A 22,192-nucleotide genomic window follows, 5' to 3' on the forward strand; every position below is an offset into this window, starting at 1 on the left:
AATGAGTATGGTTAGCACTCAAGTTATTATTCCCGGATATCAAGTCAAAGAAATCATTTATGATGGTTCAAAGACTTTGGTATATCGAGCCATCCGAGAACAAGATTCCTTAAGAGTAGTCATCAAACTGCTGAAAAATTCTTATCCTAGCTTTAGCGAGCTGGTACAATTTCGTAATCAATATACTATTGCCAAAAATCTTGACTTCCGAGGAATCATCCAAACCTATAGCTTAGAAACTTACCAAAATTCTTATATATTGGTGATGGAGGACTTTGGGGGAATTTCCCTTAAGGATTATTTCAGCCATCAGACTTTACAGATAACGCCTCTACAGGAATTTTTACCAATTGCTATCTCTCTGTGCGATACCTTAGATTTTCTCTATCATCATAAAATTATTCATAAAGATATTAAACCCGCCAATATTTTAATTAATCCCGAAACAAAACAAGTTAAATTAATAGATTTTAGTATTGCTTCCTTACTACCTAGAGAAACCGAATCCCTAAAAAATCCTCAAGTTTTGGAAGGAACAATATTCTATCTATCACCCGAACAAACGGGGAGAATGAATCGGGTGATTGATTATCGCACTGATTTTTATTCTTTAGGTGTAACTTTTTACGAATTATTAACGGGTCAATTACCATTTCAATCAGCAGATCTGATGGAGTTGGTACATAGTCACATTGCTAAAATGCCTGCGGTATTAGGGAACAGGGAAGAGATTCCGCCAGTACTGTCAGATATTGTGATGAAACTGATGGCGAAAAATGCGGAAGACCGCTATCAGAGTGCCTTAGGATTAAAGCATGATTTAGAAAAATGTTTAGAACAAATCACAGAAACCGGGGAGATTCATGATTTTGAAATTGGTAAGCGGGATATTTGCGATCGCTTTCTCATCCCGGAAAAATTATATGGTAGAGAAAAGGAAGTTGAGCAGCTATTAGCAGCATTTGCCAGAGTTTCTGAGGGTGACAGCGAACTCATGTTAGTTGCTGGGTTTTCTGGTATTGGTAAAACTGTCGTAGTTAACGAAGTTCATAAACCCATTGTTAAACAACGGGGATATTTTATTAAAGGCAAATTTGATCAATTTAATCGAAATATTCCTTTTTCAGCATTTGTCCAAGCATTTCGGGATTTGATGGGGCAATTACTCGCTGAAAGTGATGCTCAAATCCAACAATGGAAAAGTAAAATTATTCAGGCATTAGGCAACGATGGACAGGTGATTATTGATGTCATTCCTGAATTAGAAAGAATTATTGGTCAACAACCACCTGCAACAGAATTATCCGGTACTGCGGCTCAAAATAGATTTAATTTATTATTCCAGAAGTTTTTACAACTATTTACAAGTAAAGAACATCCTTTAGTAATATTTTTGGATGATTTACAATGGGCTGATTTTGCTTCCTTGAAGTTAATTCAATTATTAATAGCAGAAACAAATCAAGGATATTTACTCTTAATTGGTGCATATAGAGATAATGAGGTATCGAACGCTCATCCGTTAATCATAACCTTAAATGGCATTAACAACGCGGGGGCGATAGTGAATACACTCACCCTCCAACCTCTGAGCCGCTCGACATTAAATCAACTTGTAGTTGAGACATTAAAGTGTACAGAAGATTTGGCAGTTCCACTTTCACAGTTAATTTATCGCAAAACACAAGGTAATCCTTTTTTTGCTACACAGTTTCTTAAGTCATTACATGAAGATGGATTAATTGATTTTAATTGGAGAGAAGGATGCTGGGAATGTGATATCTCTCAAATAAATCAGCAAACCCTCACCTCCGATGTTGTTGAGTTTATGGTATTTCAATTACGAAAACTACCAGAATCGACACAGCAAGTATTAAAATATGCTGCTTGTATTGGCAACTCTTTTGATTTAAAAACATTGTCAATTGTTTGCCAATTATCGGCAGTAGAAACTGCTGCGTCTTTGTGGAAAGCTTTGCAGTCAGATTTTATTTTGCCCCAAAGTGCGGTTTATAAGTTTTATCAAGATGCTGAAGAAAAAACTCAACTAAAAATTAGCGATCGCTACATATTTAAATATAAATTTTTACATGACCGTATTCAGCAAGCAGCTTATTCTCTGATTCAGGAAGCAGACAGACAAAAGACTCATTTACAAATTGGGCGATGTCTACTGCAGGCTACACCTACGCTTTTACAAAGCATTCCCCCAGCCAAACAAGCAGAACAGATTTTTGATATTGTCAATCAATTAAATATTGGTAGGATATTAATTGACGATATCCAAGAACGAAATCAATTAGCGCAATTAAATCTCATTGCTGGCACAAAAGCCAAAGCGGCAACTGCTTATACTGCGGCTGTGGAATATTCGCTAATTGGGTTAGAATTACTCTGCGAAGATAGCTGGGAAAAGCAATATCAACTAACATTAGAATTACATACATTAGTTGCTGAAGCTGCTTATTTAAGTGGTAATTTTGAGCAGATGCAACAGCTAACAGAAATTATTCTGCGAAATGCCAAAACATTACTAGATCAGGTTTTTATCTACGAAATTCAGATTACTGCTTGCATTATGCAAAGCAAACAAATAGAAGGAATCCAAATTGCCCGTTCAATTTTACAACAATTAGGGATTCAATTTCCTGAACAACCAACACCCTTAGATATTCAACAAGGTTTACAGCAAGTTATTGACAATTTACAAGGTAAATCCATCGCAGAATTAGTTCATTTACCGATAATGACAAAACCAGAAAACATCGCAGCGATGAAAATTTTAATGCGAGTCCTACCTGCGGCTTTTCAAAGCGATCCGGTGATGGTTCCCTTAATTACTTTTGCAATGGTGCAGTTATCGATTAAATACGGTAATACTCCCGTTTCTGCCTATGGTTATAGTTTGTATGGATTGCTGCTTTGTGGAGCCTTTAGTGATATTAATGCTGGCTGTGAATTTGGGAAATTAGCTTTGGGCATATTATCCAAATTTAATTCCTCAGAACTAAAAGCAAAGATATTGACCGTTGTTAATGCTCACATAGCCCATTGGCAACAGCATATTAAGGACACATTATCACCTGCGCTCGAAGGTTATTCTACAGGGCTAGAAACAGGCGACCTTGAATATGCTGGTTATTGTGCTTATATTTATCCAGTTCATTCTTTTTGGTTAGGTAAGGAACTAGAAAATCTGGAAAAAGATTTTAGCGTTTATGTTGATTCTTTGCAGAAAATCAAGCAACAAGTTGCTTTTTATTGGAGTTCAATTTATTACCAAACTGTTTTAAACCTCCAGGGAAAATCCGAACATTTAGATAAGTTAGTGGGTAAGGCTTATGATGAAGAAACTATGCTGAATATTCATCAAAAAGCTAATGATTTATATACAATTAATCACCTGTTTGTCAATAAACTATTCATTAATTATTTATTCAATGACTATGAAAAAGCCTTAAATAATGCGGAAATGGCAGAACAATCTCTAGGAGGAGTTACTGGACTGGTTGTTGTGCCTCTATTTTATTTTTATGATTCTTTAGTAAGATTAGCTTTGTATTCTAGAGTTCCACTTTCTGAGCAACCAGCAATTCTAGAAAAAGTTCAAACTAATCAGGAAAAAATGGAAGTTTGGGCTAGTCACGCCCCGATGAATTATTTACATAAATTCAACCTAGTCAATGCAGAAAAATATCGAGTTTTAGAAAGCAAATATGAAGCTGGAGATTATTATGATCGCGCTATTTCTCTTGCCAACAGCAACGGCTTCACTCAAGAAGAAGCCTTAGCCAACGAACTAGCGGCTAAATTCTACCTTGACTGGGGAAAAGAAACTGTTGCCGCAGGATATATGCAACAAGCCTATTATTGTTATAGCCGTTGGGGTAGTTTAGCCAAAACCGATGACCTAGAAACACGCTATCCCCAGCTACTAAAACCCATACTGCAACAAAGACGAATTAACCCTAATCCCTGGGAAACAATTTCCACCATTGTCTTTCGTAAAACATCTTCATCTGCTCATAGTTCCACGGCTAGTAGCAGCAATATTTCTGAAATTCTAGATTTTACCAGCGTACTAAAAGCGGCTCAAACTATTTCTAGTAGTATCGAATTAGATGAACTCCTTACTAGTCTCACAAAAATTATCTTAGAAAACTCGGGCGCAACAAAATCTGTCTTAATTCTTCCCCAAGAAGATACTTGGAAAATCCGAGCAATCACTTCTATTAATTCTCAAAGTGAAATCCAAACAATCCTTGAATTACAATTACTAGATATCTGTGAAGATGTACCTATAAAAATTATCAATTATGTCAAAAATACCCAATTACCTATTGTTATAGATAATTGTCAAATAGAGATTGCTGGGCTAATTAGCGAATATATACTCACGCATCAACCAAAAAGTGTATTATGCACACCAATTATTAACCAAGGAAATTTAGTGGGTATTCTCTATCTAGAAAATCCACTCACAAGCGGAGTATTTACTCAAGAACGCTTGCAAGTAATTAATCTACTTTCCTCCCAAGCAGCCATCTCTTTAGAAAATGCTCGACTTTATCAAAAAGTCCAACAAGCACTAGAAGATTTACAACAAGTTCAATTACAAATTGTCCAAAGTGAAAAAATGTCAGCTTTGGGAAATTTAGTAGCAGGTGTAGCCCATGAAATGAACAATCCTCTCGGTTTTATTTCTGCCAGTCTTAAACAAGCTAAACCCACAATTGCTGATCTTAGCGAACATCTGAACTTATATCAGCAAACTCTACCTCATCCAACTGAAGAAATTATTGACCACGCCACAGAAATTGACCTAGATTACATCCAAGAAGACTTACCGAAGATGATGGATGCAATGGTCATGGCGTGCGATCGCCTGAAAAATATTAGTACCAGTCTTCGCACTTTTTCACGAGCAGATAAAGATTACAAAGTACCTTTTAATATCCATGAAGGTATCGATAGCACCATTTTAATTCTGAAACATCGTCTCAAACCTAACGAACAACGTCCAGCTATTGAGGTGGTTACCGATTATGGTAATTTACCACAGGTTGAATGTTTCCCTGGACAATTAAATCAGGTATTTATGAATATTTTAGCAAATGCCATTGATGCTTTAGAAGAAGCAAACAATGGGCGGAGTTTGGCAGAAATTCAAGCAAATCCCAACCAAATTACCATTAAAACTTCATTACAAGAGAAGCATGTAAAGATTTCTATTGCTGATAATGCTCTGGGGATGAGTCCAGAAGTAAAACAGCAGATATTCGAGCATTTATTTACTACGAAAGCTGTAGGTAAAGGCACAGGATTAGGATTGGCGATCGCTCGACAAATTGTAGTAGATAAACACGCTGGGTTACTGGAATGCAATTCCTCTCTAGGAAAAGGAACTGAGTTTATCATTCAAATACCTATAGCGAGCCTAAATGAGTCGTGAAATTTTTCATCGACCCAGGGAACAGCCTGGAAAATGGTGCGTTACGCTATTTTGAAGTAGATATTTGAGTTTTGTTGATGATACAGGTGATTGCTAGGGCGATCGCAGGCGTTGCTGATTGATGGGATGATTTTTGTCTCACGCAAAGGCGCAAAGGCGCAAAGAATCGACTTTTAGCTTTTTCCCGAAGTCTGAATTCATCCCGCAAATATGCAACGCCCGATCGCACAATTAATTAACGATCCCCATTGGCAACTATCTTGGAGCCAAAGAACTTTTGGGGATTGGGGAGCAAAGGAAGTAGGGAAGAAATAACAACTACTCAATGCTCCATAGCCTATCAAGAATATTGAGTAATAATTGGTAACTCTTGATTGAGTAACCAATTACCAATGTGATTGAGTTTGTAATCTACTGGATCGTGGAGGGTAAAGGTACGCAGGTCACGCCAGTAGCGGTCAAAGCCGTATTTAGTAGCTGTGGATCTGGTTCCAGTGACTTCAAAGATGCCGTTGGTAATATTTAATCCCACACGGGTAACCAAGGCTTTGGCGGAGAAAACAGCAATTGCAATTTCTCCTCTTTCTTCAAAAGTCAAATCAGATCCTTGATCCCAAGCTTGTTGCACTTGGGTGGCGGTGCGATCGCTCAAAGCAATGGCGGCTTGCAGTTCTGCCCAAAATTCGCCATAATGCCGCAAAATATACGGGTCTTTGCTGGCACTGTCTACTCCAGAGGTAATCCAAGCTCTAGTTTGAGTTTTGGTGTATTCTTTAGCCGCAGCTAATGCGCCTTCAGCAATCCCTAAATATATGTAGGTTTTGGTTAATTGAGCGATGATTCCCAAAAATGTACCAAAAGCACTATCAGTAGGATGAGGATATCCCAGGATTTCATCTTTTTTTACCAATACATCATGAAAGGTGAATGTGTCGCTATCTGTGCGACGTTGTCCGATGTTATCCCAATCTTGGTTAGAAACTACTCCTGGTCTGTCTTTAGGAATGACAAACAACCAGGGCACTTCTACACCATCTTGGAGAGCAGAGAAGACCCGCAAATCTGCAATTGCCACACCTGTACCAAAGCTTTTTACTCCATCAACCCGAAAATTTTCGCCTTCAGGAGTAATTTTTAGCCTAGTATCGCGTGTATTAATGGCATTGGCCCAAAAGAGATTTTTTTCCGCTGTTTCGCGGTAATATCTTGATTTTTGCTCTACTGTACCAGAAACATGAGCTAAAGTAGTCAAATTCAGGTGATTGCCATACAACTGTCCAATAGAACCATCTGCTGTTGAGAGTTGTTGAATCACTTTAAAAGCTTCTGCCCAAGTTGCACCAGTACCGCCATATTCTTTGGGTACTACCAAAGGTAATAAGCCACTTTCCCGCAGCAATTGAATTTCTATATCTGGAAGTCCGGCTTTTTGGTCTCTTTCCACTGCGGTAGCTGTCAGTTCCGCAGCTACAGAAGATGCTATGGAAATCCAATCTTGAGATTCTTCTTTAGCTAATAGTTGTACCATTGCCCCTCTCAATTACGAATTACGAATTACGAATTGTTCTAAGCTGCTTCTGAATCAAGGGCATAATCAGACGCGCGATCGCTTTCTTGTCTAGTCATTACCCGTTGTAAAATCTTCTCAACTGTCTTGGCAAACTCTGCATCACCCCGAGAGCGGGGACGTGGAAAATCAATCTTGATATCCAGACCAATTTGACCATCTTCAATCAAAACTACTCTGTCTGCTAAAACTACAGCTTCTTCCACATCATGAGTAATTAACAGGGAGGTAAATTGCTGCTCCTGCCATAAATTCTCTAATAATTGTTGCATTTCAATGCGAGTTAGGGCATCCAACGCCCCTAGAGGCTCATCTAATAGCAATAGCGAAGGTTTGCTAGTTAAGGCTCTCGCTAATGCCACCCTTTGGCGCTGTCCACCAGAAAGGACAGATGGCCACTCATGAGCGCGGTCTTCTAATCCCACCGCCCGCAGCACTTGTAAAGCTGTCTGCCTCACATAAGCTTTAGAGTTAGAACCTAGTAAGCCTAGTTCCACATTTGCTATGACTCGTTGCCAAGGCAAAAGTCGCGGATCTTGAAACATCATACGGATGGTGGGATTAATCTGCTGGTGAGATTGTTGATCATTTAAAAACACACCACCTGCACTTGGTGCATCTAAGCCGGCAATTAGCCGCAGCATTGTACTTTTACCGCATCCACTACGACCCACAATAGCCACAAATTCGCCTGGCTTAATTTCTAAATCGATATTTTGTAGAACTGTTTTTGTCCCAAAAGACTTGCTTAGTTCCTTCAAGCTCAAGTGCATTCCGCGTGTTTCCAATGCCATGCGATAAAACCTCCTAATTTATGAGTGATTGTCTGTGAATATAAATGTAGAAATTTTGCTTACTGCTCTCTCGAAACCTTTACTTGTTAGCCATCAATATTGCGTTTTTTGCTCTCTCTGATATATCTCTGAATAGAGATAACTATATAAACTACGCAGTCTCAAGCAATCACAATCGGCATTTTCACCCTGAGTTATAAAAATAAGCTTTTGACCTACCATCCTTAGCTAAGAAACATTAATCTTTGGCATTTTTGCCATGAGATTTTATGCAAATTTACGCAATGCAATTAAAATACAGTAACTTGGTAGATTTTAAGTATTTTATTAAAGAAAGTTTCACATATTGAACAACAAAAGGCAAGGATTTTTGCTCAAGAGTCAAAAGCCATAGATTATTTACCCATTCCCCATTCCCCATTACCCATTCCCCATTCCCCATTCCCCATTCCCCACCTCCCACATACTGACAATTACAAATTTTCTTTACTTCACCCATTGCTTTTGTCAGCTATTTGTGAAATTATTATATACCAATACTACGGTAAATTGGTCAAAAAACCGGAGTTTATTAAAATTAATCAAATCAAACGTTCAAATTCCTGTCCCGCCTGAATTTCAGCAGAATTAGCCTCTAGTATAAAAGGGTGTAGAAATATGCCTCAGCCACGATACGGGATTTGGATTCCCGTTTACGGCAATTGTGGCGCGATGAACCATCCGTATGAACCCCGTGATGCTAGCTACAACAGAGCCAAGCAACTCATCCAACTAGCAGAAACCTATGGGTTTACCACCACTCTCATCGCCGAACACATTATCAATCCGAGAAATCAAGAATTAGACCAGCTGGAGACTTGGACAACCGCAGCCGCCCTAGCAGAAGCCACTAAATCTATAGAAATTATCGCCGCCATTAAACCTTTGCTATTTCATCCGGTAGTTTTGGCAAAAATGGCACTAAATATTGATGCCATTAGTGGCGGTAGGTTTGCAATTAATTTAATCAGCGCCTGGTTTATGCCGGAATTGCAAAAATCCGGCATACCTTTCCTACCCCATGATGAACGCTATCGCTACTCTCAGCAGTGGATGGAAGTGGTAAAAGCTTTGTGGAGTGGGGAAAAAGTTAATTATCACAGCGAATATTTTCAAATTAGCGATTTATGCTTGCGTCCTCGTCCTATCGCCCAACCATATCCGCTTGTATATTTAGGAGGAGAATCGGATGCGGCGAAGAATCTCGCAATGGAAACAGCAGATGTATTCTTTCTTAATGGTCGTCCTTTAGATGTCATCAGGGAAACTATTGCTGATGTGAGGAAGCGGGAACGGAAAAAACCTCATCCTCTGCGGTTTGCCATGTCAGCTTTTGTCATTGCACGGCCTACTGATGCAGAAGCCCAAGCCGAATATGAATACCTGCGAGAACTCGCCCAACAAGACGACAGAACGGAACTGATGAAAGGCGTGGAACCAGATGTAGTCATGTTCAAGAATATGGCGAAATATCCAGGGGTGGGAAGTAATGGCGGGACTGCTGCAGGGTTAGTTGGTAGTTATGACACCGTAGCCGCGAGAATTACAGACTTTGTGGAAGTTGGTGTAGATACTTTCATGCTGCAATTCCAACCTTTTCCTCCAGAAATGAAACGTTTTGCTGAAGAAGTAATGCCACGAGTGCGATCGCGAGAACTGGTGGCTTAATCTGCAATAATCAAGGAAGGCTTTATGAGCGCAACTTTAACTCGCCCAGCTTGGACAACCGAGTTTGAAATTGAAACCATCGATAAAATCATTGCCAAACACGCCCCAAATTTTCCCACCACTCGCGTTCAAGAACCGCGACAACTAACCACAGCAGAAGAGTTTGAGAAATTCTATCGCTTCCGCATAGGTGGCGCAGCCCACGATTTATATATTGTTCAAGTTTGTAGCAAGATTATTGACCAAATCCCTGACCCTGACTTGCAACTATTTTTAAGTCGTCAAATTGGGGATGATGGCGCACACGCCCAATTTACTCGTCAGCGAGTTTGGGAATTATCTAAACAAGACCCTACAGAAAAGATTGTAAAAGAAGTACAAAATCACTGGGAATTCATGGGAGATTTACCAATTCGTAATTGGTTGGGTTTTATAGCCTTTGAATTACATTATGAACTGCATATAGTCGCCCAGTTAATTTTAAACAGTCGTACCACAAAAATTGTTGATCCAGTAACTTCTAAATTTGCTAGTCAGACAATTTTACCTGATGAAGCTGTTCACCGATTTGGGGTTTTAGCTTGGTGGCAAAGTAAATATGATAAAGCCTCACCAACAGAGAAAACAGAAATAGCCGCCCAGTTATTAGAACTAGATGAAGAAGGACAACGGCGACGTAATCCTTATTTGCAAAAGAATTGGCAGATTGTCCACGATGCGACTGGTGCAGAAATTGCAGGAATCGGAGTAATTTATGACGCTTGGCGACGGGAAGTATTGTCTTACTTTCTGGATATTCCTATTTCCGAACTTCCTCAGCTTGTGAGTGTGAGCGAGTGACGCGTACTGTTTCAAAACGTGTTCTCTTTGTTGTTCCCCCTAATTTCAGGGGGATTTCTCAAAAGCTGTAATTAAGAAAAACAATACATTTTGTAGGGTGTGTTGTCGCGTAGCGCAACGCACCGTCTGAAATTGTCCTCAGCTAAAAATACATTCTATAAATATTGTATTTAATATTCAATCTTTAACTAATAATATTTTTCAAAAAAATATCAGGCTCAGTAGTAACTATGTTCAGTAATCTCACAAATAAACTCTTACCTTGGATTAACCAGAGAATCTTATGCAGAATATATAAACCAAAAATAAATAATTTTATGCTGTTATTTATTATTGGGTTGGGATTAAGTCTAACTCTCGCATCTTGTAGCCCAAATAAATCTACAGATTCTGCCAATGCTGCCAAACAAGAACCACAAAAAAGCCAGTTAACAGTACTAAAAATGGGTCATCAAAAAGGGATGGCACTTTTAAATATACTAAAAGCACAAGGAAGTTTAGAAAAGCGCTTACAACCTCAAGGTATCTCTGTGACATGGAGCGAATTTTCTTCTACTGCGCCACTTTTAGAAGGAATGGGTGTTGGTAGTATTGTGTTTGGTGGTGGTGGCGGTACAGGAAGTGTATTTGCACAAGCTAGCGATAAACAATTTGTGAGAGTAGCTGCTGGAATTGGTAGTACCAGAGGTTCAGCTATTTTGGTGAAAGAAGATTCACCTATTAAAACTCTGTCGGATTTGAAAGGTAAAAAAGTTGCTTTTGCTAAAGGCTCAGGACAGCACTATATTATAGTTCGTGCCTTAGAAAAGGTAGGATTAAAATTTACTGATATCCAACCTTTGTATTTAACTCCAGCAGAAGCCTTACCAGCATTTGAGCGTGGTGATATCGATGCTTGGTTGATTTGGGACCCTTACACAGCACAAGCCGAACAAAAGCTGCGTACTCGTTTGTTAGCAGATAATTCTGCAGTATTTGGTGATAAAGCTGCCTTAGAAAGCCCTTCATTCTATTATGCGGCTCCCGATTTTGTCCGCGACCATCCTGATATTGTCAAGATAATTTTACAAGAATTAGAAAAAGCAGGTTCTTGGTCAAAAAATAATTACAAAGATTCTGCCAAATTGCTTTCAAAAGTCTACAAAATTGATGAGCCAACAATGGAAATAGTGGAAAAGAGAGGAGGCGATCGCAGTGTCTTACCTGTAACCGATGAAGTGCTTTCAGGGTTACAGCGCATGGCAGATACCTTCTATGAGCTAAAGATTATTCCGAAAAAGATAGATGTCAAGGACAAAAATTATAACTGGGTTCCCGAGCAGAAATGGTGAGTTTTTCATTTGTCATTTGTGCTGGGATTAATTTATCCATGAAAGTGAGATTTTGTCAAGATTTTAAAAAGGCGATCGCATGAATATTAAACGTCGATTTTTTGTTATTGCAACTGCATCTTTTCTGGCTACGGTAACTAGTTGTAGTTCACCTCAAAATAACGGTACAACAACCACAGCAAGTAATCCTACTGCAACAACGGCTGCAAATACTGTTGCAACAGGAGTCAAAGAAAAAATCAAAGTCGGAGTTTCACCTGTTCCTGCTGGAGAGATTTTAGAATTTGTGAAAAAAAATCTCGCACCAGAAGCAGGGTTAGATATTGAAATTGTCACTTTTAATGACCCTGTGCAAAATAATACTGCATTAAAAGATGGGCAGATTGATGCCAATTACTTCCAACATATTCCCTATATGGAAGATTATGACAAGCGCAAAAATCTCAAAATGTATGCTTTTACTCCTCAAATTCATTTAAATCCTGTAGGAATATTTTCAACCAAACATAAATCTTTGGCGGAGGTTCCTAATAAAGCTTTAGTGACAATTCCTGATGATGTTAGTAACGCTCATCGCGCTTTAAAAGTATTAGAAGAAGCAAAGCTAATTAAACTCAAAGCAAACACCCAACCTGCTAGCCCTAAAGATATTATTGAAAATCCGAAAAATTTGCAAATCAAAGAAATACCTGGGGCGCAAGCAATTCCCACTCTTCCTGATGTAGATTTAGCGGGAATTACAGGTAATTGGGTTGTGCAATCTGGAATGAAAACAGATAAAGATGCTTTAGCAATAGAATCAGCACAAAATCCACTTTATGCGGTGACTGTAACGACATTAGCAGGAAAAGAAAACGATCCGAGAATTCAAAAACTCCATAAATTGCTACGCGATGACAAAGTAAAGCAATTTATTAGAGATAAATATCAAGGGGCTGTACTTCCTATTCCTTAAAAACTCTCTTCTCTTTGTGCCCTTCGCGCCTTCGTGGTTCGTATCACGCAGAGACGCTGAGGCGCAAAGAGTAGAACAATTTAACTTATATCTATGGAGAAGTTTGTAAATGATAGAGTTTATTGATATTCGCAAAATCTACCACCAAGGCGAACATAAAATAGTAGCTTTGGATGGTGTAAATCTGCATGTTAAAGCAGGTGAAATCTTCGGGGTATTAGGTCAAAGTGGCGCAGGTAAAAGTACATTAATTCGCTGCGTTAATCAATTAGAAAAACCTACATCTGGTTATGTAAGAGTTAACGGACAAGAAATCACATCTCTTAGCGGTACGGCTTTGCGTCAAGCACGCCAGCGTATAGGAATGATTTTTCAACATTTTAATTTACTCAGTTGTAGAACTGTGGCTGAAAATATCGCTTTCCCTTTGGAGGTGATTGGTTATAGCAAATTACGACGCAAAGCTAAAGTTGAAGAATTACTTTCGTTAGTGGGTTTGGAAGGTAAAGCTAATGCTTACCCTGCACAACTTTCTGGGGGACAAAAGCAACGGGTGGGAATTGCGCGTGCTTTAGCGGGGGAACCGAAAGTATTACTTTCTGATGAAGCAACATCAGCCCTCGATCCCCAAACTACACGCTCAATTTTAGAACTATTGCGTGATTTGAATAAACGCATGGGATTGACAATTTTGCTGATTACCCATGAAATGGGTGTAGTTAAACAAATCTGCGATAGTGTGGCGATCCTCCATGCTGGTAAGGTTGTAGAACAAGGTAGTGTCACTGATTTAGCAGCGCAACCAGATTCTTTATTAGCTAGAGAGTTTTTCCCCCGTTCTCATAACTATATACCTCGTCCTGGAACAGTTTTAGCAACAGTCGCATTTGCTGATGAAAGTGCGAGAAATTCTATATTTACTACCTTGGCGCGTCGCTTTGATGTTGATGTGAATATCCTCAATGGTAGCGTGGAAACTGTAGGCGATCGCCGTGTCGGTCAGTTTCAAGTTGAACTTGCAGGAATTAAGGTAAAGCAAGCTTTGGAATACTTACATAATTCAGAATATGCTGTTGAGGTGCATTAATGCAAGGATGGGAATTAATTAACAGTTTATTGCTTGCAAGTCAGGAGACTTTTTACATGGTGGGAGTCTCCGCTATTGTGGCGATACTTTTGGGTTTACCTGTGGGTTTATTGTTAGTAATGACTAGCCCCGGTAATGTTCTCTATGCTCCTAAGCTCAACAAAATATTAAGTGCAATAGTTAATACTGGGCGTTCTTTTCCATTTATTATTTTACTTGTAGTTCTTACGCCTTTAACGCGATTAATTGTTGGCACTTCTATCGGTAGTACCGCCGCCCTTGTTCCTTTGACTCTTGCAGCGATTCCCTTCTTTGGACGGATTGCGGAAACTAGTATTCTCGAAGTTGATAAAGGGTTAATAGAAGCAGCTTATAGCAATACCGTAAATCAAAAAAATCTCGGCTTGAGCTTATATAGTCAAGCAAAAAGATGGTATGCTTAATTTTAATCTACGATATATATATCGATTTTACGTAGATTAATGGCTTCGCCTCTCAAATTAAACAAATACGGCTGCTGCTTCAACTCTCAACAATTGAGATGAAGGAATAAATTGTGGTGAATTATTTACAAGAGCATAACTTTCGCTATAAACAAGCGTATTCTACCCGTAGTTTTTTACTTGCTGTTGCATATCTGAGTTTGATGGTTACTGGTTGCAGTCAAAAAACGGCTGTAAATCCCCCAGCTAACTCCAATTCTGCCTCACAAGTAGTGAGTAACAATCAAAATTCCGCAAAAAATAATGTAGTTCGCTTGGGATACCAAAAAGGCGGGATTATTCCCATTTCCCGTCAGCGTGGCGATTTAGAAAAGCAGTTAACAACGCAAAATATTAAAGTTGAATGGACTGGCCCTTTTGACCGATGTGCTACGCTGTTAGCAGCCCTTAATGGTAATCGTGCAGACATTGGTGGTTGCGGTGATATTCCTACTATCTCTGGGATTGCTTCTGGACAACCGCTATGTATTGGTTCTGTACAGCGTCCTAAAGCTGATTCTTTAGGTAGTGCTATCTTAGTGCGGGGCGATTCTGCTATCCGTAAACCTGCTGATTTAATTGGTAAAAAAGTAGCGGTTAATCAGGGGGGTGCAGGTGAATACCTGTTATTAAAAGTCTTAGAAAAAGAAAATATCCCCAAAGATAAAGTCCAGCGAGTTTATCTATCGCCAAATGATGCTGCACCAGCGCTATACCAAGGTTCGGTTGATGGTTGGGCAGTTTGGGAACCTTATATTTCCATTGCTGAATTAGAACATAAAGCGCGACGAATCACGACTACACATCCCGCACCAACCTACGGCATTATGGTTGTGCGCGGTGATGCGGCGAAGGATAATCCTGTAGCAATTAAATCTGCACTGACAGCTTTAAGCCAAGATGGTGAATGGCTGAATCAGAATACCGACGCAGCCGCAGATTTTATGGTGAAGGAACTGAAAGTTTCAGAAGCTGTAGCCAAGCAAGCTACTAAGAATCGTGGCCCTGAGTCTTACGTTTTTCCTGATGCTGATGATGTCGCCAAGCTTCAGAAAACAGCTGATTGGTTACTAGAGCAAAAAATTCTGCCTAAACGAGTAGATATTGCCACTTCAGTATGTCCTTTGGGAACTACGGCGACGAGGTAAGGAAGGGAAGGAAGATGAGGAAGATGAGGGAGATGAGGGAGATGAGGGAGCAAATGACAAATGCCTAATGACAAATGACAAAAATGCGTAAGTCTGAATCCCAAAAGTTAAATTACAAATCTGGAATTTTATGACTCATACAACTATTCTCGAATCCTTAGCAACAGACGAATGGTTTATTGATAGTTCTGACTTACGTGAGTTTGTGGCGATCGCAAAAGAAATTGTCTCACACACAGCAGGCGATCGCCAAGAAACTCTCAATACCCTAGAACCCCATTTTGCAAAAATCTTAAAAAAACAAGATTGGTTACCAGAACAATTCGCCCAACCAAATCACCATAGTGGTTTAGGCGGTGGAATTGGACAATGGTTACTATATCGTTCTCAGGATCGTTCGCTGACTATTTTTAGTTTGGTGATTCCACCCAATTCTATTACACCTGTTCACGATCATTTATCCTGGGGATTGGTGGGTTTGTATAAAGGCAGACAAGAAGAGACTGTTTACCGTCGCTTAGATAACGGTGATGTTGAAGGACGAGCGCAGTTACAAAACCTCGGTACTTTTAAAGTAAAACCTGGTGATATTTACCGTCTGTTACCGCCCGATGGAGATATTCATTCAGTCAAAGCGACAACAGTATTTACCCCCTCTATCTCCATTCATGTGATGGGAAATGATACTGGTAACATTTTGCGACATCACTATCACCCAGAAGCAGAAAGCGTTAAGTCTTTTCGCTCTGGATATTCCAATGCACCTTATAAAGAAAATTCATAAAGAACAACCCGAAGACTATGCCGAGATTTGATAGACCCCAACCACCAGTTTTTGCAAAAGTTGAAGATGAACGCCTTTACCGCAAGCAACGCCTAGCGGCCGCATTTCGCCTATTTGGTCGTTTTGGTTTTAGTGAAGGAATCGCAGGCCATATTACCGCCCGTGACCCAGAATTTACTGACCATTTTTGGGTAAATCCTCTAGGAACATACTTCGGTCATATCCGCGTTTCTGACTTAATTTTGGTTGATAGAGAAGGCGAAGTAGTTAAAGGCGATGCGGCTGTGAATCGCGCCGCCTTTGCTATTCATTCTCAAGTACATGAAGCAAGACCTGATGTGATTGCAGCCGCACACGCCCATTCTCTATATGGGAAATCTTGGTCAAGTTTAGGTCGCCTCCTTGACCCCTTAACTCAAGATGCTTGTGCTTTTTATCAAGACCACACAATTTTTGATGATTATAAAGGTGTAGTTCTTGATACTTCAGAAGGTAAAAGAATTGCCGAAGCATTAGGAGAGAAAAAAGCTGTCATTCTTCGCAATCACGGCTTTTTGACAGTAGGAAGAACAGTAGATGAAGCAGCTTGGTGGTATATCACATTTGAGCGCTCGGCTCAAGCACAACTTTTAGCTGAAGCAGCAGGTCAACCAATTTCTATTGACCATGAAATTGCTACTTTAACCCATAGCCAAGTTGGAACTCATGCAGGTGGCTGGTTTAGTTTCCAACCACTTTATGACAGAATTGTCCGCGAAGAACCAGATTTATTAGAGTAATAGGCATGGGTAATTGATAATTGGTAATGATAATTCCACCTTCCCTCTGACTTGAAAGTGCTGAGTGCTGAGTGCTGAGTGCTGAGTGCTGAGTAAAAATCTCATTGAGACTTTCATCCTTGGTGGTGAAACTTGTTTCATTGGGACTGTCTTCTGATCCCTCTTCATATATCGCAGATTTCCTCTGCTGCTTGTAAAAATTACAAAAATGGCAGAAATTCAATCTCAATACATGGTCTCAGAATTATGCAACTGCCATCAATGTTGATCAAGGCATTGTTTATCAAGATTACCAAGCAGGGCAAAAACAGCGATCGCAAAAATTATTATCTTTGCCTTAAGAGGCGAGCGCATCTTAGCAAAAAATTGCTGATACAGCTTCCCAAACAAGCGTAATTACTACAGACTGCTTGGTATTGGGAGTGGGAATAACTGCTGAAATACACCAATAGTTGAGAGTGTTGGCTTGCTGCTTAGTCTTTTAGCTTTCAATATCTTCCTGACTGTAGCTGCTGTAACCAGTGTAAGCATTAGTTATCAGTGCGATCGCACTCCCGGCGAAATCCCAACTCTCTGCATTCATCGCCCTGTGCAAATTCTATATATTGCCTTTAAATATTAGATGAAAATACAGGCAGTATAAGCAGTTGAGCCAATGCATGATTGTGGGCTATTTACTCATCTGGTAGAAATAATTCCAAGCTCTTATACTCATAGAACGCTACCATTAACCTCCCGAAAATTTTCTATAGAGTATGAAATCATGCCACGCATCTTTGACAACATTGACTTACAACTGCTACCGATTTTGCGCGATACCCTCAAAGTATCTTATCGGGCTGATTTTTGCGTGGGTTATTTTAACCTTAGAGGCTGGCGCAAGCTTGATGATTTAATTGAACAGTATGTGGGGGGAGAAACTTCTTGTTGTCGGTTGTTAGTGGGGATGCAAGGTTTACCCAGTGATGAAGTGCATACTGCATTTACATTGGGTACTGGGGAAGGTAGGCTCGATAATAATACTATTATTCGTCTCAAAAAAAAGATAGCGGCAGAGTTTCGCCAACAGCTTACCATAGGTGCGCCAACAGATGATCATGAAGTGGGGTTACGTCGCTTAAGTCGTCAGTTGAAAACTAAGAAATTAGTTATTAAATTATTTTTAGCCCATCCCCTCCACGCTAAGTTATACCTCGTTCATCGCCATGACCCCAATAGTCCGATAGTTGGGTTTTTAGGTAGTAGTAATTTGACTTTGGCAGGGTTGAGAAAACAAGGGGAATTAAATGTTGATATTTTAGACCATGATGCAACGAATAAACTGCAAAAGTGGTTTGAAGACCGTTGGCAAGATTACGGTTGTATCGATATTTCTAAAGAGCTTGCGGAAATAATTGATAATAGTTGGGCAAGAGAAGAATTAATTCCCCCTTATCATATTTACTTGAAGATTGCTTATCATTTATCTCATGAAGCGATCGCCGGAATTTCTGAATTCCGAATTCCCCGTGAATTTAATAATTTGTTCGATTTCCAAAAAGCCGCCGTACAGCTAGCAGCGCGTCATGTAACTCGCCGTGGTGGGGTAATTGTTGGTGATGTGGTGGGGCTTGGTAAAACATTAGTTGGAACTGCTTTAGCGAAAATATTACAAGAAGATTGTTTTTGGGAAACTTTAATTATCTGTCCAAAAAACTTAACTTCGATGTGGCAGGAGTATGTCGATGATTATCGACTTTATGCTAAAGTTATGCCCATTAGTAAAGTCCAAAATTCATTACCAGAATTGCGTCGCTATCGGGTTGTATTAATAGATGAAAGTCATAATTTACGCAATCGCGAAGGTAAAAGATATCGGGCGATCGCCGAATATATTGCAGCTAATGAAAGCAAATGTATTTTGCTTTCGGCAACACCATATAATAAAACTTATCTTGACCTTTCTGCTCAATTAAGATTATTTGTCCCTGAAGACCAGGATTTGGGTTTTAGACCGGAAGCTTTAATCAATGAATTGGGTGGCGGTTCCTTAGGAGAATTGCAATTTATTAGAAAGCATCAATGTTCTGTTAAGTCTCTTGCTGCTTTTGAAAAAAGCGAACATCCCGACGATTGGCGAGAATTGATGAAACGCTATATGGTGCGGCGGACTCGTTCGTTTATTAAAGATAATTATGCCAAATCAGATGCCAATTCTTTTTCCCTTAGTCAAAATAAACAAAAAGTAATACGTAAATATTTAGAGTTTTCCGATGGTAGACGTTCTTATTTTCCCGACCGTTTACCGCGCACTCTTAAATTTACTTTAAATACTGCTAATGACTCTTATTCTAGTCTTTATTCAGAAGCAGTAGTTGAAGTAATTAATCAATTAAATTTACCCCGTTATGGATTGGGTAATTATGTAGTTGCAAAACCTAAACAACCACCCACAGATGCAGAACAGCGCCAAATTAGTGGCTTATTTCGTGGGGGACGGAGGTTGATGGGTTTTTCCCGCACTAATTTATTTAAACGCTTAGAAAGTAGTGGTTCTGCTTTTATTCAATCAATTGAACGTCACATTTTACGGAATTTTATTTATTTATATGCTTTAGAAAACGCGCTTGATATCCCTATTGGTACTCAAGATGCAGAATTATTAGATACGAGGAATAATGATGAGGATGCTGATTCAATTACAGCAAGTTTATTTGATGTAGAAATAGAAGAAGATGACCTCACCTCCTCACCCGATTCTCCGCCAGCAGAGAAGGGAGAACAAGCCGGAGAAGAAATTATCTTCTCCTCAGCAGGGATGGGTTCAACAGAAAAATTTTTTAGACAACAAGCAGAGTCAATCTATCAGGAATATACTACCCGATATCAACGTCGATTTAAGTGGTTGCGTTCGTCATTATTTGATATTAAAAAGCTAAAAAAAGATTTATTGGCAGATGCAAAAGCACTAATTAATATATTGCAAAATATTGGTAAATGGAATGCTCAAACAGATGAAAAATTGATAGCTTTAATCAATCTGTTAACAACAACTCACCCTGGCGAAAAGGTATTAATTTTCACACAATTTGCAGATTCGGTACGCTACATCACAGATAACTTACAGGCAAAAAAGATTACTAAAGTAGCAGGAGTAACGGGGCGAGGTTCCTACGGAACCGCTACGCTAACGCAATATCCTACGGAACTGACGGGAAGATTTAGCCCTGTGAGTAATAATCAGCGAGATAAGGTATCTTCAACAGATGAATTACGTATATTAATCGCCACGGATATTTTAAGTGAAGGTCATAATTTACAAGATTGTGCAATTATCGTCAATTGGGATTTACCTTGGGCAATTATTCGATTAATTCAAAGGGCTGGAAGAGTTGATCGGATTGGACAAAATGCTGACAAAATTCTTTGTTATTCTTTTCTTCCTGCTGAAGGTGTAGAACGGATTATTAATTTGCGGGGAAGACTCAAGCAAAGATTACAAGAAAATGCCGAAGTTGTGGGAACTGATGAGGCATTTTTTGAGGATGATGATGCACAAGTAATTTTGGATTTATATAATGAAAAATCGGGTATTTTAGATGGAGATGAAGATACAGAAGTCGATTTAACATCAGAAGCATTTCAAATTTGGAAAAAAGCAACAGATGATAATCCAGGGCTGAAAAAAACTATCGAAGAAATGCCAAATGTGGTTTATTCTACTCGTGAACATACACCTCAACCAGTGCAACCGGAAGGGGTATTAATGTATATGAAAACCACTGAGGGGAATGATGCTTTAATTTACGTCGATCGCAATGGTGATAGTGTTACCCAATCGCAACTAGCTGTGTTAAAAATGGCAGCTTGTGATGAAGCTACACCAGCAATAGCTAAAGAAAAACAGCATCATGACTTAGTTAAAAAAGGCGCTCAATTGCTGGCTGAGGAAGAAAAAAATATGGGTGGTCAATTAGGTAGGCCATCGGGTGCGAGATTTCGTAGCTACGAACGATTGAAACGTTATGCACAGGAGATGAAAGGCACTTTATTTGTGACTGAGGAACTGTTAAAAGCGATTGATGATATTTATCGTTACCCATTAAGACAGTCGGCGATTGATACTTTAAATCGGCAATTAAAAAGCGGTATTAGTAGTCAGCAATTAGCAGAGTTAGTAGTTGCTTTACGGATGGATGATCGCTTGTGTATTGTCAGCGAAGAAATTGAAAAACGGGAACCTCAAATCATTTGTTCTTTAGGATTGTTTGAAGGTTAGCAAATTATTATACAATAATTATAGGGATTGAGTAATTAATTATGACATTATCACCTCATTTATCCTCAAATTTTTCCCTAGAAGATTTTTTGAAATTACCAGAAACTCAACCTGCTAGCCAATATATTGATAGTCAAATCTACCAAAAACCCATGCCCCAGGGAGAACACAGTACCTTACAAAGCTTTTTGGTGACTAGTATTAATGAGATTGGCAAACCACAAAAGTTAGCTTACGCATTTCCAGAGTTACGCTGTACATTTGGGGGGATGTCGTTAGTCCCAGATGTTGCTGTTTTTGAGTGGTCACGTATTCCTTTACGTCAAAATGGCAGAATTACCAACAAATTTGAAATTCCTCCAGATTGGATTATTGAAATTATTTCTCCAGAACAATCTGCTAACCGGGTTATCCGTAAAATCACATTTTCTATCCAAAATGGTGCAAAGCTAGGTTGGTTTCTTGACTCTGATGATGAATCAATAATGGTTTTTCAGCCCAATCAATTACCAGAAATAAAACAAGGAAAAGATATTTTACCTGTCCTCAGTATATTAGGAAATTGGCAATTATCTGTAGAGGATATCTTTGGCTGTTTGAGCTTTAGTTAAAAAATTGTGCAGTAGCTTGATAAATACTTGCAAAATAATTACAACAAATTGCAAGTTTATGAGGTACAGATAATCGTTGATTGTAGGGGCATTGGTACTGCCAACTCAATTACCTGAAATATGCTGTATCTTGCGATCGCATTCCTGAGCAAACCCTAAATAAATACGCATAAGCGTACATTAATTTTATTGTTTATTTCAGTGTTACTGACACTATCTTTAGCTTTTTCTAAGTAATTATCTATAGTTCTCTAAAGCCTTACTAGACAAGTCTTTAAGCTTTTATTGGGCTTATAGGCTGCGATTTAATCAAAAAATTATTTTTATACGGCTAAATTTTAACCGCAAATATACTACTAATTGCGGTATATGCTCATAGAAAAACTGGCGATTTGAC

Annotated in this window: 14 protein-coding genes; 12 read left to right on the forward strand and 2 right to left on the reverse strand. The window is 39.1% G+C overall.

Annotation, left to right across the window (positions count from 1 at the left end; all coding sequences use genetic code 11):
• The first annotated feature begins 7 nt into the window (after positions 1 to 7).
• Complete coding sequence (locus tag HG267_RS26250; protein ID WP_045872422.1) at positions 8 to 5,452, forward strand: ATP-binding sensor histidine kinase; 5,445 nt, start codon at positions 8 to 10, stop codon at positions 5,450 to 5,452.
• A gap of 340 nt (positions 5,453 to 5,792) precedes the next feature.
• On the opposite strand, the gene HG267_RS26255 is transcribed toward HG267_RS26250, so the two are convergent.
• Both HG267_RS26255 and HG267_RS26260 read right to left on the reverse strand, forming a co-directional pair.
• A complete protein-coding gene (locus tag HG267_RS26255; protein WP_045872188.1) occupies positions 5,793 to 6,980 on the reverse strand; it encodes an acyl-CoA dehydrogenase family protein in 1,188 nt (395 codons plus the stop codon).
• Positions 6,981 to 7,018: 38 nt separating this feature from the next.
• The gene (locus tag HG267_RS26260; RefSeq protein WP_096621839.1) at positions 7,019 to 7,813 is read right to left on the reverse strand and encodes an ATP-binding cassette domain-containing protein; all 795 of its coding nucleotides are present in this window, start codon (positions 7,811 to 7,813) and stop codon (positions 7,019 to 7,021) included.
• Between the two features lie 657 nt (positions 7,814 to 8,470).
• Here HG267_RS26260 and HG267_RS26265 point away from each other — a divergent pair.
• The 11 genes from HG267_RS26265 to HG267_RS26315 all read left to right on the forward strand — a co-directional run bounded on the left by HG267_RS26265 (position 8,471) and on the right by HG267_RS26315 (position 21,795).
• Positions 8,471 to 9,520 carry an LLM class flavin-dependent oxidoreductase gene (locus tag HG267_RS26265; RefSeq protein ID WP_045872190.1) on the forward strand — a complete coding sequence of 350 codons (1,050 nt, stop codon included), beginning with the start codon at positions 8,471 to 8,473 and terminating at the stop codon, positions 9,518 to 9,520.
• Between the two features lie 24 nt (positions 9,521 to 9,544).
• Entirely contained in the window at positions 9,545 to 10,360 is an 816-nt protein-coding gene (locus HG267_RS26270) for a hypothetical protein (protein ID WP_045872191.1), read from the forward strand.
• A 317-nt stretch (positions 10,361 to 10,677) separates the two neighbouring features.
• Positions 10,678 to 11,691 (forward strand): aliphatic sulfonate ABC transporter substrate-binding protein, encoded by a 1,014-nt coding sequence (locus tag HG267_RS26275; protein WP_045872192.1) that lies wholly within the window; start codon positions 10,678 to 10,680, stop codon positions 11,689 to 11,691.
• Between the two features lie 79 nt (positions 11,692 to 11,770).
• Entirely contained in the window at positions 11,771 to 12,646 is an 876-nt protein-coding gene (locus HG267_RS26280; RefSeq protein ID WP_045872193.1) for a MetQ/NlpA family ABC transporter substrate-binding protein, read from the forward strand.
• A gap of 109 nt (positions 12,647 to 12,755) precedes the next feature.
• Positions 12,756 to 13,733, forward strand: coding sequence for a methionine ABC transporter ATP-binding protein (locus HG267_RS26285; protein ID WP_045872194.1), 978 nt, complete (start codon positions 12,756 to 12,758; stop codon positions 13,731 to 13,733).
• Positions 13,733 to 14,176, forward strand: a complete 444-nt coding sequence (locus HG267_RS26290) for a hypothetical protein (protein WP_228045226.1) — start codon at positions 13,733 to 13,735, stop codon at positions 14,174 to 14,176. Before HG267_RS26285 ends, HG267_RS26290 begins: the two co-directional genes overlap by 1 nt.
• 113 nt (positions 14,177 to 14,289) lie before the next feature.
• On the forward strand, positions 14,290 to 15,363 hold the full coding sequence (locus HG267_RS26295; protein ID WP_235623090.1) for an aliphatic sulfonate ABC transporter substrate-binding protein: 1,074 nt from the start codon (positions 14,290 to 14,292) through the stop codon (positions 15,361 to 15,363).
• A 130-nt stretch (positions 15,364 to 15,493) separates the two neighbouring features.
• Complete coding sequence (locus tag HG267_RS26300; RefSeq protein ID WP_045872195.1) at positions 15,494 to 16,147, forward strand: hypothetical protein; 654 nt, start codon at positions 15,494 to 15,496, stop codon at positions 16,145 to 16,147.
• A 17-nt stretch (positions 16,148 to 16,164) separates the two neighbouring features.
• A complete protein-coding gene (locus HG267_RS26305; RefSeq protein WP_045872196.1) occupies positions 16,165 to 16,926 on the forward strand; it encodes a class II aldolase/adducin family protein in 762 nt (253 codons plus the stop codon).
• A 763-nt stretch (positions 16,927 to 17,689) separates the two neighbouring features.
• Positions 17,690 to 21,184 carry a helicase-related protein gene (locus HG267_RS26310; protein WP_045872197.1) on the forward strand — a complete coding sequence of 1,165 codons (3,495 nt, stop codon included), beginning with the start codon at positions 17,690 to 17,692 and terminating at the stop codon, positions 21,182 to 21,184.
• Between the two features lie 41 nt (positions 21,185 to 21,225).
• Positions 21,226 to 21,795, forward strand: a complete 570-nt coding sequence (locus HG267_RS26315; RefSeq protein WP_045872198.1) for a Uma2 family endonuclease — start codon at positions 21,226 to 21,228, stop codon at positions 21,793 to 21,795.
• Positions 21,796 to 22,192 lie beyond the last annotated feature (397 nt).

Origin of the sequence: Tolypothrix sp. PCC 7601 (genome assembly GCF_025677855.1) — a bacterium.
Taxonomy (GTDB): domain Bacteria; phylum Cyanobacteriota; class Cyanobacteriia; order Cyanobacteriales; family Nostocaceae; genus Aulosira; species Aulosira diplosiphon.

Coding starts and splice junctions, on each gene's coding strand:
- HG267_RS26260 (WP_096621839.1), bottom strand. CDS start 7,813: ATGGCATTGGAAACACGCGGAATGCACTTGAGCTTGAAGGAACTAAGC.
- HG267_RS26305 (WP_045872196.1), top strand. CDS start 16,165: ATGCCGAGATTTGATAGACCCCAACCACCAGTTTTTGCAAAAGTTGAA.
- HG267_RS26290 (WP_228045226.1), top strand. CDS start 13,733: ATGCAAGGATGGGAATTAATTAACAGTTTATTGCTTGCAAGTCAGGAG.
- HG267_RS26255 (WP_045872188.1), bottom strand. CDS start 6,980: ATGGTACAACTATTAGCTAAAGAAGAATCTCAAGATTGGATTTCCATA.
- HG267_RS26300 (WP_045872195.1), top strand. CDS start 15,494: ATGACTCATACAACTATTCTCGAATCCTTAGCAACAGACGAATGGTTT.
- HG267_RS26270 (WP_045872191.1), top strand. CDS start 9,545: ATGAGCGCAACTTTAACTCGCCCAGCTTGGACAACCGAGTTTGAAATT.
- HG267_RS26315 (WP_045872198.1), top strand. CDS start 21,226: ATGACATTATCACCTCATTTATCCTCAAATTTTTCCCTAGAAGATTTT.
- HG267_RS26275 (WP_045872192.1), top strand. CDS start 10,678: ATGCTGTTATTTATTATTGGGTTGGGATTAAGTCTAACTCTCGCATCT.
- HG267_RS26280 (WP_045872193.1), top strand. CDS start 11,771: ATGAATATTAAACGTCGATTTTTTGTTATTGCAACTGCATCTTTTCTG.
- HG267_RS26265 (WP_045872190.1), top strand. CDS start 8,471: ATGCCTCAGCCACGATACGGGATTTGGATTCCCGTTTACGGCAATTGT.
- HG267_RS26310 (WP_045872197.1), top strand. CDS start 17,690: ATGCCACGCATCTTTGACAACATTGACTTACAACTGCTACCGATTTTG.
- HG267_RS26285 (WP_045872194.1), top strand. CDS start 12,756: ATGATAGAGTTTATTGATATTCGCAAAATCTACCACCAAGGCGAACAT.
- HG267_RS26250 (WP_045872422.1), top strand. CDS start 8: ATGGTTAGCACTCAAGTTATTATTCCCGGATATCAAGTCAAAGAAATC.